Source organism: Aeromonas schubertii (genome assembly GCF_000820105.1).
GTDB classification, from domain to species: domain Bacteria; phylum Pseudomonadota; class Gammaproteobacteria; order Enterobacterales; family Aeromonadaceae; genus Aeromonas; species Aeromonas schubertii.
Genome location: NZ_CDDB01000037.1, coordinates 1 through 13,174, shown reverse-complemented (window position 1 = coordinate 13,174; position 13,174 = coordinate 1). Strand labels below are relative to the sequence as shown.

Here is a 13,174-nt window from a genome sequence, read left to right as displayed (position 1 = left end):
CGATGAGTTTTAAGCAACTTCTTGAAAAGATGGAACATCACTTCGAGCCGGGCGGCAAGTACGAGAAGTACTATGCCCTGTTCGAAGCGGCGTACACGCTTTTCTATACCCCGGGTTCCGTGACCCGCTCCTCTTCCCACGTCCGTGATGCGCTCGATCTCAAGCGCATGATGATCATGGTGTGGCTGGCCGTCTTCCCGGCCATGTTCTGGGGCATGTATAACGTCGGTAACCAGGCCATGAGCGCCGTCGCCCAACTGGGCAGCGTCGCCGGCCTCGATACCTGGCAGTACACCCTGGCCTCCCTGCTGGGGGCTTCTCTGGATCCGGCCGTGGCGGGTGTCGGCAGCAAGATGCTGATCGGTGCCGCTCACTTCTTCCCGATCTATATCACCGTCTTCTTCGTCGGTGGTTTCTGGGAAGTGCTGTTCGCCATGGTGCGCAAGCACGAGATCAACGAAGGCTTCTTCGTGACCTCGATCCTGTTTGCCCTGATCGTGCCGCCCGAACTGCCCTTGTGGCAGGCTGCACTGGGTATCACCTTCGGTGTGGTCATGGCCAAGGAAGTGTTCGGTGGTACCGGCAAAAACTTCCTGAACCCGGCCCTGGCCGGTCGTGCCTTCCTGTTCTTCGCTTACCCGGCCCAGATCTCCGGTGATGCAGTCTGGGTTGCCGTCGATGGCTTCTCCGGCGCCACCGCGCTGAGCCAGTGGGCCCAGGGTGGTCAGGCTGGTCTGGTCAATGCGGCGACCGGTCAGGCTATCAGCTGGATGGACGCCTTCCTCGGCAACCTGCCGGGCTCTATCGGCGAAGTCTCTACTCTGATGATCCTGCTCGGCGGCGCCATGATCGTCTACATGCGCATCGCCTCCTGGCGCATCATCGCCGGCGTGATGATCGGCATGATCGCCACCTCCCTGCTGTTCAACGTGGTCGGTTCTGATACCAACCCCATGTTCAGCATGCCGTGGCACTGGCATCTGGTGCTGGGCGGTTTTGCCTTCGGCATGATGTTCATGGCCACCGATCCTGTCTCTGCCTCCTTTACCAACACCGGTAAGTGGTGGTATGGCGCCCTGATCGGCGTGATGGTGGTGCTGGTGCGCGTGGTTAACCCTGCGTTCCCGGAAGGCATGATGCTGGCCATTCTGTTTGCGAACCTGTTTGCCCCGCTGTTTGACCATTTCGTAGCACAGGCGAACATCAAGCGGAGGATCGCTCGTGGCGTTTAACAAAGATACGACTATCGGCACCGTCAGCGTCGTTGCTGGCCTGTGCCTGGTCTGCTCCATCGTCGTCTCCGTGGCGGCCGTGGGTCTGCGCCCTGCCCAGCAGGCCAACAAGGCCCTCGACAAGCAGTCCAACATCCTCTCCGTTGCCGGTCTGGATGTGAGCAATGTGACCAAGACCTATGGCGAGAAGATCGAGGCTCGTCTGGTCGATCTGGCCAGTGGTCAGTTCGTGGAAGGGGATGCCGACGGCTTCGACATGCTGGCCGCCGCCAAAGACCCGTCACGAAATTTCCTGATCCCCGCTGACGCCGATCGTGCCGGTATCAAGCGCATCTCCAAGACCATGCCTGTGTTCCTCGCCAAGGGGGAAGATGGCAAGGTGGAGAGCGTGATCCTGCCGATCTATGGTCAGGGCCTCTGGTCCACCATGTACGCCTTCCTGGCGGTCGCGCCGGATGGCCAGACCATCAAGGGCATCACCTATTACGATCAAGGTGAGACCCCGGGTCTGGGTGGTGAGGTCGAGAATCCGGCCTGGCGCGAGCTGTTTGTTGGCAAGAAGCTGTTTGATGCTGATGGCAAACCGGCCCTGCGCGTGATCAAGGGTCATGCGCCGGAAGGCTCCGAGCACGAGATCGACGGTCTCTCGGGTGCCACTCTGACCTCCAACGGCGTCCAGCACACCTTCGAGTTCTGGATGGGTTCCAATGGCTTTGGTCCGTTCCTGGCCAAGCTGCGTGCAGGAGAGCTCAACAATGGCTGACAAGAGCGAAATGAAAAAGCTGCTGCTCACCCCTGTGATCGGCAACAACCCCATCGCCCTTCAGGTGCTGGGTGTCTGTTCCGCTCTGGCGGTGACCAGCCAGATGAAGACGGCATTCGTGATGACCCTGGCCGTAACCGCGGTCACGGCCTTCTCCAACCTCTTCATCTCCCTGATCCGTAACCAGATCCCCAACAGTGTGCGGATCATCGCCCAGATGGCGATCATCGCCTCTCTGGTTATTGTGGTGGATCAGGTGCTGAAGGCGGTCGCCTATGACATCTCCAAGCAGCTCTCCGTGTTCGTTGGTCTTATCATCACCAACTGTATCGTGATGGGGCGCGCCGAAGCCTATGCCATGAAGAGTGCCCCGCGGCCCTCCTTCCTGGATGGTATCGGCAACGGCCTGGGTTACGGTGCCGTGCTGCTGACCGTGGCCACCGTGCGCGAGATCCTGGGCTCAGGTACCTGGTTTGGCATCGAACTGCTGCCGCTGGTAAACAACGGTGGTTGGTACGTGCCCAATGGCCTGCTGCTGCTGCCGCCGAGTGCCTTCTTCCTGATCGGCCTCATCATCTGGGCGGTCCGCACCAAGGATCCCAAGCAGGTGGAGGCGAAGGAGTAAGAGATGGAACACTATATCAGTCTGTTAATCCGCTCGGTCTTCATCGAAAACCTGGCACTCTCCTTCTTCCTCGGGATGTGTACCTTCCTGGCGGTCTCCAAGAAGGTTAAAACCGCCATCGGTCTCGGCATCGCCGTGGTCGTGGTGCAGACCATCGCCGTACCGGCCAACAACCTCATCTACAACTTCGTGTTGAAAGACGGGGCCCTGGTGACTGGCCTGGATCTCAGCTTCCTGAGCTTCATCACCTTCATCGGTGTGATCGCGGCTCTGGTGCAGATCCTGGAGATGGCGCTGGACAAGTATTTCCCGGCCCTCTACAACGCCCTGGGTATCTTCCTGCCGCTTATCACGGTGAACTGCGCCATCTTCGGTGGCGTCTCCTTCATGGTGCAGCGTGATTACAACTTTGCCGAATCCGTCGTCTATGGCGTGGGCTCCGGCTTTGGTTGGATGCTGGCCATCGTGGCCATGGCGGGTATCCGCGAGAAGATGAAGTACTCCGATGTGCCGGACGGCCTGCGCGGTCTGGGTATCACCTTCATCACCGCCGGCCTGATGGCGCTGGGCTTCATGTCCTTCTCTGGTATCTCCCTGTAATCGGAAGGAACGATAGATGGAAATTATTTTGGGTGTGGTCATGTTCACCGTGATCCTGCTGGCGCTGGTGGCAGTCATACTGTTCGCCAAGTCCAAGCTGGTGACCGCGGGCGACGTGACAATCGTGATCAACGATGACCCGGCCAAGGCGGTGAAGACCCCGGCCGGTGGTAAGCTGCTCGGGGCCCTGGCCGGCAGCGGTATCTTCGTCTCCTCCGCCTGTGGTGGCGGTGGCTCCTGTGGCCAGTGTAAGGTTCGGGTGAAGGCGGGCGGTGGTGATATCCTGCCGACCGAGCTGGATCACATCAGCAAGCGTGATGCCCGCCACGGTGAGCGTCTGGCCTGCCAGGTGACCGTGCGTCAGGACATGGACATCGAGCTGCCTGAAGAGATCTTCGGCGTGAAGAAGTGGGAATGTAGTGTCATCTCCAATGACAACAAGGCCACCTTCATCAAGGAGCTCAAGCTGCAGATCCCCGACGGGGAGAGTGTGCCGTTCCGCGCCGGTGGTTATATCCAGATCGAAGCGCCGGCTCACAAGGTGGAGTACAAGAACTTCGACATCCCCGAGATGTATCGTGGTGACTGGGATCGCTTCAAGCTGTTCGACCTGGTGTCGACCGTCAACGAGCCGATCATCCGTGCTTACTCCATGGCCAACTATCCGGAAGAGTTCGGCATCATCATGCTGAACGTGCGGATTGCCACGCCGCCCCCCAGCAACATGCAGTTGCCGCCGGGCCAGATGTCCTCCTTCATCTTCAACCTGAAGGCGGGTGACAAGGTGACCATCTCCGGTCCGTTTGGTGAGTTCTTTGCCAAAGAGACCGACAACGAGATGGTGTTCATCGGGGGTGGTGCGGGTATGGCGCCGATGCGTTCCCATATCTTCGACCAGCTGCGTCGCCTGAAGTCCAAGCGCAAGATGAGCTTCTGGTATGGTGCCCGCTCCAAGCGCGAAATGTTCTATGTGGAAGATTTCGACATGCTGCAGGCGGAAAACGACAACTTCCAGTGGCATGTGGCGCTCTCGGATCCGCAGCCGGAAGACAACTGGACCGGCTACACCGGCTTCATCCACAACGTGCTCTATGAGAACTACCTCAAGAACCACGAGGCCCCGGAAGACTGCGAGTTCTACATGTGTGGTCCTCCCGTGATGAACGCCGCCGTCATCAACATGCTCAAGAGCCTGGGCGTGGAAGACGAAAATATCCTGCTCGACGACTTCGGTGGCTAATCGATGCGTTCTGCGGTAAAGACATGGCTGGCCCTTATCGGGCTGGCCTTTTTCTTGACAGGGTGCGGTCAGGAGAAGGTCAACACAGGGCCGGAGATCCACATCACCGGCAGCACCATGGGAACCTATTACTCCATCAAGGTCGCCGACAAGATAGCCAAGACCCCCGAGGCCTTTCAGGCCGAGGTGGATGCGCTGCTCGAGCGGGTCAACGACCAGATGTCCACTTATCGTCCCGACTCCGAGCTTTCCCGTTTCAACCAGACCCGCGACAGCAAGCCTGTGGTCGTCTCTCGTGACACTGCCCGGGTGGTGACCGAGTCGCTGCATCTGGGCCGTGAGACCCGGGGGGCGCTGGATGTGACGGTTGGCCCTCTGGTTAACCTGTGGGGCTTTGGCCCTGACAAACGGCCTACCAAGGTGCCGAGTGATGAGCTGATTGCCCAGACCCGTCAGAAGACAGGCCTGGGTAATCTTCATGTGACCACCTCGGTCGATGCGGATACCCTGCAAAAGGACATACCGGATCTCTATGTGGATCTCTCCTCCATCGCCAAGGGATTCGGTGTGGACAAGGTAGCCGAATACATAGAAGCGCTCGGCTCGCGCAACTACCTGGTCGAGATTGGCGGTGAGCTGCGTATCAAGGGGCTCAACGGCAAGGGACACCCCTGGCGGGTGGCCATCGAGAAACCGGTAGCCGGTAGTGCGGAAGGCTCGGTGCAGGAGGTGATCGTGGTTGGTGACAACGGCGTCGCCACCTCGGGAGACTACCGCAACTACTACGAGATGGATGGCAAGCGCTTCTCCCACACCATAGATCCGGCGACCGGCAAGCCCATCACTCACCGTCTGGTATCAGTGACCGTGGTGCATCCCTCCTGCATGACGGCGGATGGGTTGGCTACCGCCTTGACCGTGATGGGACCGGAGAAGGGAATGGCCTATGCCAGGGAGAAGGGATTGGCTATCTTCATGGTTACCAAGACCGACGAAGGGTTCCGTGAGGAGTACTCGGATGCCTTCAAGCCCTATCTGGTGAGAAAGTGATATGCAAATCTTTCTGATAACCTTCGCCGTCTTCCTGTTGTTTGTCGCGGCCATGGCCATCGGCTACATCATCAAGAAGAAGACCATCTCCGGCTCCTGCGGGGGACTGGGTGCCATCGGCATCGAGAAGGAGTGCGACTGTCCCGAACCCTGTGACAATCGCAAGAAGAAGATGGCCGCCGAAGAGGCGCGCCGCAAGATGCTCGAAGAAAATCGCATCATCTAGTAATCACAGCGCGGGGCCATCGGCCCCGCGCTGTTTTTCAGTAGTCATACTGGTGACACTCCTTCTTCCTGAACTCACCCCGCCAGCGAGTCAGCTCTTCCCGGGTGCCGAGGGTATCTCCCTTCTTGATCGCAATTTCCAGCGTCTCGATACGATCGTGGAGCCATTGGCACTCGGCCGTGGGGTTATTTTTGGCGGCCAGTGGCATGGCCAGTATTACCATCAGCCAGGCGGCTTGTGCGTCCATTTGCTTCTCCTGGGGCCATTAGTCCCCTAGGGATAGCCCCTTTCTCTCGGGAGCGGACTGTCAAAATGCACAGGTGAACCTGTATACTGTTTTTTTATCCAGCGCTTGGCATGTCACCGGTCGGTTTGGAGGGCACAATGGGACGTAAAATCATCCATATCGACATGGATTGCTTCTATGCCGCCGTGGAGATGCGCGACGATCCGGCCCTGCGTGAGGTGCCTATGGCCATAGGTGGCAGCGTCGAGCACCGTGGCGTCATCTCGACCTGTAACTATGTGGCGCGTCGCTTCGGGGTCCGCTCAGCCATGCCGACGGCGGTGGCTCGCCGTCTCTGCCCACCCCTGGTATTGCTGCCCGGGAGGCTTGCCTATTACAAGGAGGTCTCCGGTCAGCTGCATGATATCTTCCGCCGTTATACCTCTCTCATCGAGCCCCTCTCTCTGGATGAGGCCTATCTGGATGTGACCGAATGTCCCCTGCTGGGAGGCTCGGCGACCCGGATCGCCGCCGAAATCCGAGAGCGGATCAGGGAGGAGTTGGCCCTGACCGCCTCTGCCGGTGTTGCCCCCAACAAGTTTCTGGCGAAGATCGGCTCCGAGCGCAACAAGCCCGATGGCCAGTTTGTTATCGCCCCCCATCAGGTCGATGAGTTTGTGTGCCAGTTGCCGCTCTCCCAGATCCCCGGCGTGGGACGCAAGAGTGCCGAGCGGATGGCGGCGCTGGGCTTTATTACCTGCGAAGATCTCAGAGCCCTCGACCTCGAGCGGGCTCGCCGTCTCTGGGGGAAACCGGGAGAGGCACTGCTCGAGCGAGCCTGGGGGAGAGATGAGCGACCGGTGGCAGTGAGCCGGGAGCGCAAGAGCGTGGGAGTGGAGACCACCCTGGATGAGGATCTGCCCCCTCATGAGCCCTTGGTTCTCACCTGTCTCGAGGCGCTCTGGCCCGAGTTGCTGCGTCGTCTCGAGCGCCATCAGGGGCGTCGACCGGTACGGGGAGTGGGGATCAAGCTCAAGTTTGCCGATTTTCAGCAGACGACCGTCTATCGTAGTTGTGAAAGGCCCGATGCCGCATTGCTTCCGACGCTGCTGCGCGAGGGGCTGCTTCGGGCTCGCGGCCGGGGCATTCGCCTGGTGGGCGTGGTGGTTGGAGTAGGGGACTCGTCTGAACAGTTAGCTCTTGATTTATAAATATATTATTAAGTTATGAAGCATGGCCGCCGATATAATTCGGTATCGAATACAACAAGGATGTTTCCATGAAATCTCTCTCGGTCCAGTGGCGCATCACCCTCTCTGCCGGTCTCTGCCTGTTGCTGCTCTCGGTTTCACTCATCAGCTTCTCCCTCTATCAAGGGCGTGAAGTGCAGTCTCGCATCGAGATGCGCACCGCCGAGAGTGCGCGTGGTGCCGCCCAGCAAGTGATGCAGGCTCAGGGATTGGCCCAGTCCGCCAGGGTGACGGCCTATCTGGATGAGTCTTTCTATCGGGCCTCCCTGCTGGCTCAGGGGATCCTCTTCCAGCGCAAGAATGCCCAAGACAATTTCATGCACTCCGAGGCCCTGCGCGGTGCCCTCAACCAGATGTTGCACGAGTCGTTGCTGGCGGCTCCCAACTTGCTCGGTGTCTACGGGGTATTCGAGCCCGATGCCCTCGATGGTGAGGATGCCAACTATGTTGATTCGAGTGCCCTGGGCTCCAACGAGAAGGGGCGCTTCTCCGTCTACTGGGCGCGCGGCAAGGAGGGCATAGTCGCCGAGACCATGAGTGAGGAGGATCTGGCCGACAGCGCTCCCGATGAGAGTGGTACCCCTGCCAATTACTGGTATCGCTGTAGCCTGGAGAGTCGCAGCAGCTGCCTGCTCGAGCCCTATCTGGATGAGGTCGAGGGACAATCCCGTCTGATGACCTCGGTCACGGTTCCGCTCATGGAGGAGGGGAAGGTGATCGGTATCGTGGGTGTGGATCTGGCCCTGGACAGTCTGCAGCAGGTGGTGCAGGGCATGGATGAGGATCTTTACCGGGGCAGCGGCGATGTGATGCTGATAAGCCAGGGAGGGACTGTGGCCGCCCAGAGCGGTTTTAACACCCCGGTAGGCAAGCCGCTTGGCGGCGATCCCCTGGGGGGGCAGCTCAAGGGCTGGCTCAAGGAGGGAGTGCCACTCTCACGCTGGAGCGAGGATGGGGCCTGGCTACAGAGCTTCACGCCGATCCGGGTGGTGGGCCACAGCTGGGGGGTCTATATCCAGCTGCCCCGTGCCGTGGTATTGGAGGAGGCCGATCGGCTCAGTGCCGAGCTGGCCGAGCAGGCCGCCAGCAGCGGCTGGATGCAAATTGAGATCGGCATCCTGATCACCCTGCTTGCGCTCGGTGCCATTACCCTGTTGGCGCGCCAGGTGGTCTCACCCATTCGTGCAGTGGTCAGTCGGTTGCGGGATATCGCCAGCGGTGAGGGGGACCTCACCCAGCGGCTGCAGATAGACCGCCAGGATGAGCTCGGGGAGTTGGCTCGCTGGTTCAATCTCTTCCTCGACAAGCTGCAGGGCACCGTCTCCCAGGTGGTAGAGACGGTGGCGGGAACTCGCGAGACGGCGAGCCAGGCGGCAGCGGTGGCCGAGCGTACCCGCGACAGCCTGCAGGCCCAGTTCAAGGAGGTGGAGATGGTCGCCGCGGCCTTTGAGGAGATGAATGCCAGCGCCGCCGAAGTGGCCGGGAGTGCCGGCAGTGCCGTGGCCTCGGCCAAGGAGGCCGAGGGGATGGCGCGTCATGGACAGCAGGCGGTCAATGAGAGCCAGCGCGCTATGGATGAGCTGATGCAGGTGATTGAGGCGGCCAGACCCATGGCTGAGCGGCTCTCCGATGAGAGCGACAATATCGGCAATATTCTCGAGGTGATCCAGGCCATCGCCGAGCAGACCAATTTACTGGCCCTCAACGCCGCCATCGAGGCTGCCCGGGCCGGTGAACAGGGTCGGGGATTTGCCGTGGTGGCCGATGAAGTGCGCAGCCTGGCGGGAAGGACCCAGGACTCCGTGGTCCAAATCCGCGAACTCATCGAGAAGCTGCAAGGGGGAACGAGCGGCGTGGTGGAGGCCATCGTCGAGAGTCACGCCAGGGCCGGCCGTACCCGGGAGCGAGTGGAGGCCTCGGTCACCATGCTCGAGCAGATCCTCGAGGCGGTTGGCTCGATTGAGCAGATGAACGATCTCATCTCCCGCGCCGCCGGTCAGCAGAGCGAGGTGATCCACTCCCTTAACCACAATGTGGCAACCATCAGGGATGTGAGCCAGAACATCAGCGAAGAGGCCATATCCTCTGCCAGGATTGGTCGGGAGATGTTTACCCTGGCCGATCGCCAGCAGGCCCTGATGGGGCAGTTCAAGGTGTGAGGGGTCACGCCAGACAGAAAAAAGGCGCCATCCTGAGGTGGCGCCAAACAATTCAGATGACAGACAGGTCAAATCGGAAAATTTGAACCTTTTCTTCCCGGGGGAAGATTACACAACACCACAATCGACAGTCACTGACTCGGAAAATTGCCCTTCCCACAGGGTTTCATGGGGAAGTGCGAGCCATATGGCAACTGATTGTGCGGCGAATTATGTTTATTCGCTGGTGGCGTCGCAACCGACAATTTATAATGCAGACCATTAGAAAATCTCATCTTTGGCAGGAGTCATGTCGCGTCGTCTTCCTCCCCTCAACGCCCTCAAGGCTTTCGAGGCGGCGGCTCGCCACCTGAGTTTTACTCGGGCGGCGGAAGAACTGTTTGTCACCCAGGCTGCCATCAGCCACCAGATCAAGGCGCTGGAGGAGTACCTGGGGATTAAACTGTTTCGCCGCAAGAATCGTTCCCTGCTGTTGACCGAAGAGGGGCAGGGCTATTTTCTCGATATCAAGGATATCTTTGCCTCCATCTCTGAGGCCACCGAGAAGCTGCTGGCACGCAGTGCCAAGGGGGCACTGACCGTCTCTTTGCAGCCCAGTTTCGCGATTCAGTGGCTGGTGCCTCGCCTGGTGCGCTTTAGTGAGCGTCATCCGGATATCGATGTGCGTATCAAGGCCGTGGATCTGGATGAGGGATCGCTCACCGACGATGTGGATGTGGCCATCTATTACGGGCGCGGCAACTGGCCCGGGCTCAGGGCCGACAAGTTGCATACCGAGTATCTGATCCCGGTCTGCTCGCCCATGTTGCTGACCGGGCCCAAGCCCCTGCGTACCCCCGAAGACCTGACCCGTCATACCCTGCTGCACGACACCTCGCGCCGCGATTGGAAGGCCTGGTTTCGCCAGCTGGGGATCGATGCCCCCAACGTCAATCAGGGGCCCATCTTCAGCCACTCGACCATGGTGATCCAGGCTGCCATTCACGGTCAGGGAGTGGCGCTGGGTCACAGCGTGCTGGCCCAGCCCGAGATCGATGCCGGTCGCCTGATCTGCCCCTTCGAGCAGGTGCTGGTGAGCAAGAACGCCTTCTACCTGGTCTGTCAGGAGCAACAGTCGGAGCAGGGCAAGATCGTCGCCTTCCGCGACTGGATGCTGGAGCTGGTCGAGCAGGAAGAGGCGCGCCGCCGCGCCCAGGTCAAACCCTGATGACAGAGACCCAGGGGGCGGTGGACGCCCCGGTTCGTCTCTTGCTGGCTCACGGCGCCGGGGCCGGTATGGATCATCCCTTTCTTGTCACCCTGAGTGCTCTGCTGGCCGATGAGACGTTGCAGGTGGTGCGTTTTAACTTTCCCTATATGGCGCGCATGCAGAGGGAAGGAGGGCGCCGCCCTCCCGATCGGGCTCCCGTGTTACTCGAGTGCTGGCGCGAGGTGATTGCCGCCCATGCCCATCCCAGGCTCATTCTGGCGGGTAAATCCATGGGAGGGAGGATGGCCGCCGAGCTTGCCGATGAAACGGGGGCTGCGGGATTGGTGCTACTGGGGTATCCTTTCCACCCCGTCGGTAAGCCCGAGCGTTGGCGTGGTGAGGTGCTCAAGCAGATCGTCACGCCGACCCTGCTGTTGCAGGGGGAGCGAGACGCGTTTGGCTGTCGTGAGGAGTTGGCCGGTTTTCCCTTCTCCCCGGCGGTGCGTTGCCACTGGCTACCGGACGGAGATCACAGCCTGAAACCGCGCCAGCGCAGCGGCTTGACCGAGGCGGACAATCTGGCTTCGGCGGCCCGTCTGATCCGGGCGTTTTCCCATGAGGTGAGAGGATGAAAGCGCAACGAATCGAACTCATGGTGGCGGCTCTGATGGGGTTGTCGGCCACTCTGCTGGGCGCCTATGGCGCTCATGGTTTGCCGGCGACCGGCATTGCCCCCGATAAGCTCTCCGCCTTCAATACGGCGGTGCAGTACCAGTTTTTTCACGCCCTGGCGCTGTTGGCGCTCGGGCTCTCTCCCCTGCGCGGGCGTGGTCTGGCCCTGGCTGCCGGCCTCTTCGTGCTGGGCACCCTGGGTTTTAGCGGCAGTATCTACGCCATGGTACTGCTGGGAACCAAAGGAATTGGCCTGCTGACGCCGGTCGGGGGAGTCTGTTTTATGTTGGGATGGGCAACCCTGTTTTGGGTTGGCTGTCGTCTTGGAGGAAGAAATGAATAACCTGCTGATTTATTGCCGTCCCGGCTTTGAGAAAGAGGCGGCGGCAGAGATCACCGAGCGTGCCAGCGACATGCAGTGCTACGGCTTTGCCCGGGTCAAGGACGACAGCGGCTATGTGCTCTTCGAGCTCTATGAGGAGGGACAGGCCGACCTGCTGGCACGCAAGCTCCCCTTCCGTGAGCTCATCTTTGCCCGCCAGATGCTGGTGTTGACCCACGATCTCTCCGATCTGGATCTGGGGGATCGGATCCGTCCCATCGTGGAGGCGTGCCGTGACTATGCCATCTGTGGGGATCTGAGGGTCGAAACGGCAGACACCAACGAGGCCAAAGAGCTCTCTGCCTTCTGCCGCAAGTTCACGGTACCCCTGCGTCAGGCCCTGCGTAGCAACGAGATCCTGACCAGCAAGGAGACCCCCAATCGGCCGGTCTTCCACGCCTTCTTTGTGGCGACCGATCATGTGCTGCTTGGCTACTCCTACTCGTTCAATAATTCTGAGTTCCATATGGGAATTCCTCGTCTGCGCTTCCCCTCCGACGCTCCGAGCCGCTCGACTCTGAAGCTCGAGGAGGCGTTTCATGTCTTCGTACCCAAGGAGGAGTGGGATCTGCGCCTCACCTCCGGGATGAAGGCGGTGGATCTGGGCGCCTGTCCGGGAGGCTGGACCTATCAACTGGTGCGCCGTGGCATGATGGTGACCGCCGTGGACAACGGCATGATGGCAGACTCTCTGATGGAGACGGGCCAGGTCAAACACCTGCGCGATGATGGCTTCATGTGGAAGCCGGTGAAGAAAAACACCTACTGGCTGGTGTGCGACATGGTCGACAAGCCGGCGCGGGTGGTGCAGATGATCGGTGACTGGTTCCAGGACGGGCTCTGTCAGGAGGCGATCTTCAACCTTAAGCTGCCCATGAAGAAGCGCTTCGTAGAGTGCGAGCACAACCTGAATGTGCTGCGCGAGCGGCTTGCCGAGATCGATCCCGGCTTCGTGGTACAGGCCAAGCAGCTCTACCATGACCGCGAGGAGATCACGGTACACGTCTACAACCGCTATGCCCTCTCCAAGCTCAAACCGGCCTAAAAGCGATAGTCGAACTTAAGGCTTGATTCGTCGTCGGTGATCTTCAGCTCTATCTGCATGGGGATCGTCTTGTCGCTGGGGGTGAGCTGGACCTTGATGCCATCTCCCCTCAGCTTGACCGCCGTGTCCATGGTGCCGGCGCGAAACTTGACTCTGGGTCTGAGATTTTCGAAGCCCACCGAAACACGCTTGTCGGGGGTTAGATTGAGCCTGTGGTAGGGGGCGAGGGTCGCCTCGCCACTGTCGTTGCGTTTGACCTCAAGGCTAAGGCTCGAGTAACGGCTGAGACTCAGCTCCTCTCGGGAGCTCTGCCAGCGGGCGACTTCATCGCTGTCAAGGGCGCTCTTCCAGCTGGCTTCATCGAGCGCCATGACAGGCAAGACCGGCAGGAGCAGCAGAAAAAGCGCACGCATCAGAGATCCCTCCCTTCTCTGATACAAACATAGATCAGGGTGTCCCGGCCTGAGCAAAATGGGCAAAATAAAAGGAGCCGTAAAGGCTTAATGCCAGTCAGT

Annotated in this window: 15 protein-coding genes; 13 read left to right on the top strand and 2 right to left on the bottom strand. The window is 60.0% G+C overall.

Going from position 1 to position 13,174, the window contains the following annotated elements:
* The first annotated feature begins 2 nt into the window (after positions 1-2).
* Genes BN1133_RS06905 through nqrM form a run of 7 tightly spaced genes read left to right on the top strand, consistent with a single transcriptional unit; the run spans position 3 to position 5,736 of the window.
* Positions 3-1,232 (top strand): NADH:ubiquinone reductase (Na(+)-transporting) subunit B, encoded by a 1,230-nt coding sequence (locus BN1133_RS06905; RefSeq protein WP_050665809.1) that lies wholly within the window; start codon positions 3-5, stop codon positions 1,230-1,232.
* Positions 1,222-1,995: a Na(+)-translocating NADH-quinone reductase subunit C gene (locus tag BN1133_RS06900; RefSeq protein WP_050665808.1), complete on the top strand. Its 774-nt coding sequence runs from the start codon at positions 1,222-1,224 to the stop codon at positions 1,993-1,995. The genes BN1133_RS06905 and BN1133_RS06900 overlap by 11 nt, the downstream gene beginning before the upstream one ends.
* The gene (locus tag BN1133_RS06895) at positions 1,988-2,620 is read left to right on the top strand and encodes an NADH:ubiquinone reductase (Na(+)-transporting) subunit D (RefSeq protein WP_050665807.1); all 633 of its coding nucleotides are present in this window, start codon (positions 1,988-1,990) and stop codon (positions 2,618-2,620) included. Before BN1133_RS06900 ends, BN1133_RS06895 begins: the two co-directional genes overlap by 8 nt.
* 3 nt (positions 2,621-2,623) lie before the next feature.
* Positions 2,624-3,220, top strand: a complete 597-nt coding sequence (gene nqrE / locus BN1133_RS06890) for an NADH:ubiquinone reductase (Na(+)-transporting) subunit E (protein ID WP_050665806.1) — start codon at positions 2,624-2,626, stop codon at positions 3,218-3,220.
* A 16-nt stretch (positions 3,221-3,236) separates the two neighbouring features.
* Positions 3,237-4,460, top strand: coding sequence for an NADH:ubiquinone reductase (Na(+)-transporting) subunit F (nqrF, locus tag BN1133_RS06885; RefSeq protein WP_050665805.1), 1,224 nt, complete (start codon positions 3,237-3,239; stop codon positions 4,458-4,460).
* A gap of 3 nt (positions 4,461-4,463) precedes the next feature.
* Positions 4,464-5,510 (top strand): FAD:protein FMN transferase, encoded by a 1,047-nt coding sequence (locus tag BN1133_RS06880; RefSeq protein WP_050665804.1) that lies wholly within the window; start codon positions 4,464-4,466, stop codon positions 5,508-5,510.
* Position 5,511: 1 nt separating this feature from the next.
* The gene (gene nqrM, locus BN1133_RS06875; RefSeq protein WP_005349134.1) at positions 5,512-5,736 is read left to right on the top strand and encodes a (Na+)-NQR maturation NqrM; all 225 of its coding nucleotides are present in this window, start codon (positions 5,512-5,514) and stop codon (positions 5,734-5,736) included.
* A 37-nt stretch (positions 5,737-5,773) separates the two neighbouring features.
* Here nqrM and BN1133_RS06870 read toward each other — a convergent pair whose 3' ends face one another.
* Entirely contained in the window at positions 5,774-5,983 is a 210-nt protein-coding gene (locus tag BN1133_RS06870) for a hypothetical protein (RefSeq protein ID WP_050665803.1), read from the bottom strand.
* Positions 5,984-6,120: 137 nt separating this feature from the next.
* On the opposite strand from BN1133_RS06870, the gene dinB reads away from it, so the two are divergent.
* The 6 genes from dinB (at position 6,121) to rlmM (ending at position 12,659) form a co-directional block, all read left to right on the top strand.
* Positions 6,121-7,173 carry a DNA polymerase IV gene (gene dinB, locus BN1133_RS06865; RefSeq protein ID WP_153006739.1) on the top strand — a complete coding sequence of 351 codons (1,053 nt, stop codon included), beginning with the start codon at positions 6,121-6,123 and terminating at the stop codon, positions 7,171-7,173.
* A gap of 68 nt (positions 7,174-7,241) precedes the next feature.
* Positions 7,242-9,371: a methyl-accepting chemotaxis protein gene (locus BN1133_RS06860; protein WP_050665801.1), complete on the top strand. Its 2,130-nt coding sequence runs from the start codon at positions 7,242-7,244 to the stop codon at positions 9,369-9,371.
* A gap of 289 nt (positions 9,372-9,660) precedes the next feature.
* A complete protein-coding gene (locus BN1133_RS06855) occupies positions 9,661-10,578 on the top strand; it encodes a transcriptional regulator GcvA (RefSeq protein ID WP_050665800.1) in 918 nt (305 codons plus the stop codon).
* Positions 10,578-11,192, top strand: a complete 615-nt coding sequence (locus tag BN1133_RS06850; protein WP_050665799.1) for an alpha/beta family hydrolase — start codon at positions 10,578-10,580, stop codon at positions 11,190-11,192. The genes BN1133_RS06855 and BN1133_RS06850 overlap by 1 nt, the downstream gene beginning before the upstream one ends.
* Positions 11,189-11,575, top strand: coding sequence for a DUF423 domain-containing protein (locus BN1133_RS06845; RefSeq protein ID WP_050665798.1), 387 nt, complete (start codon positions 11,189-11,191; stop codon positions 11,573-11,575). Before BN1133_RS06850 ends, BN1133_RS06845 begins: the two co-directional genes overlap by 4 nt.
* The gene (gene rlmM, locus BN1133_RS06840) at positions 11,568-12,659 is read left to right on the top strand and encodes a 23S rRNA (cytidine(2498)-2'-O)-methyltransferase RlmM (protein WP_050665797.1); all 1,092 of its coding nucleotides are present in this window, start codon (positions 11,568-11,570) and stop codon (positions 12,657-12,659) included. The genes BN1133_RS06845 and rlmM overlap by 8 nt, the downstream gene beginning before the upstream one ends.
* On the opposite strand, the gene BN1133_RS06835 is transcribed toward rlmM, so the two are convergent.
* Positions 12,656-13,072 (bottom strand): hypothetical protein, encoded by a 417-nt coding sequence (locus tag BN1133_RS06835; protein ID WP_050665796.1) that lies wholly within the window; start codon positions 13,070-13,072, stop codon positions 12,656-12,658. The two genes, rlmM and BN1133_RS06835, sit on opposite strands and share 4 nt — an antisense overlap.
* Positions 13,073-13,174 lie beyond the last annotated feature (102 nt).

What these genes read in the sequence shown, in the direction of transcription:
- BN1133_RS06845 (WP_050665798.1), top strand. Translation starts at nt 11,189, where the DNA reads ATGAAAGCGCAACGAATCGAACTCATGGTGGCGGCTCTGATGGGGTTG.
- BN1133_RS06860 (WP_050665801.1), top strand. Translation starts at nt 7,242, where the DNA reads ATGAAATCTCTCTCGGTCCAGTGGCGCATCACCCTCTCTGCCGGTCTC.
- nqrM (WP_005349134.1), top strand. Translation starts at nt 5,512, where the DNA reads ATGCAAATCTTTCTGATAACCTTCGCCGTCTTCCTGTTGTTTGTCGCG.
- BN1133_RS06895 (WP_050665807.1), top strand. Translation starts at nt 1,988, where the DNA reads ATGGCTGACAAGAGCGAAATGAAAAAGCTGCTGCTCACCCCTGTGATC.
- nqrE (WP_050665806.1), top strand. Translation starts at nt 2,624, where the DNA reads ATGGAACACTATATCAGTCTGTTAATCCGCTCGGTCTTCATCGAAAAC.
- BN1133_RS06835 (WP_050665796.1), bottom strand. Translation starts at nt 13,072, where the DNA reads ATGCGTGCGCTTTTTCTGCTGCTCCTGCCGGTCTTGCCTGTCATGGCG.
- BN1133_RS06850 (WP_050665799.1), top strand. Translation starts at nt 10,578, where the DNA reads ATGACAGAGACCCAGGGGGCGGTGGACGCCCCGGTTCGTCTCTTGCTG.
- BN1133_RS06870 (WP_050665803.1), bottom strand. Translation starts at nt 5,983, where the DNA reads ATGGACGCACAAGCCGCCTGGCTGATGGTAATACTGGCCATGCCACTG.
- rlmM (WP_050665797.1), top strand. Translation starts at nt 11,568, where the DNA reads ATGAATAACCTGCTGATTTATTGCCGTCCCGGCTTTGAGAAAGAGGCG.
- nqrF (WP_050665805.1), top strand. Translation starts at nt 3,237, where the DNA reads ATGGAAATTATTTTGGGTGTGGTCATGTTCACCGTGATCCTGCTGGCG.
- BN1133_RS06855 (WP_050665800.1), top strand. Translation starts at nt 9,661, where the DNA reads ATGTCGCGTCGTCTTCCTCCCCTCAACGCCCTCAAGGCTTTCGAGGCG.
- dinB (WP_153006739.1), top strand. Translation starts at nt 6,121, where the DNA reads ATGGGACGTAAAATCATCCATATCGACATGGATTGCTTCTATGCCGCC.
- BN1133_RS06905 (WP_050665809.1), top strand. Translation starts at nt 3, where the DNA reads ATGAGTTTTAAGCAACTTCTTGAAAAGATGGAACATCACTTCGAGCCG.
- BN1133_RS06880 (WP_050665804.1), top strand. Translation starts at nt 4,464, where the DNA reads ATGCGTTCTGCGGTAAAGACATGGCTGGCCCTTATCGGGCTGGCCTTT.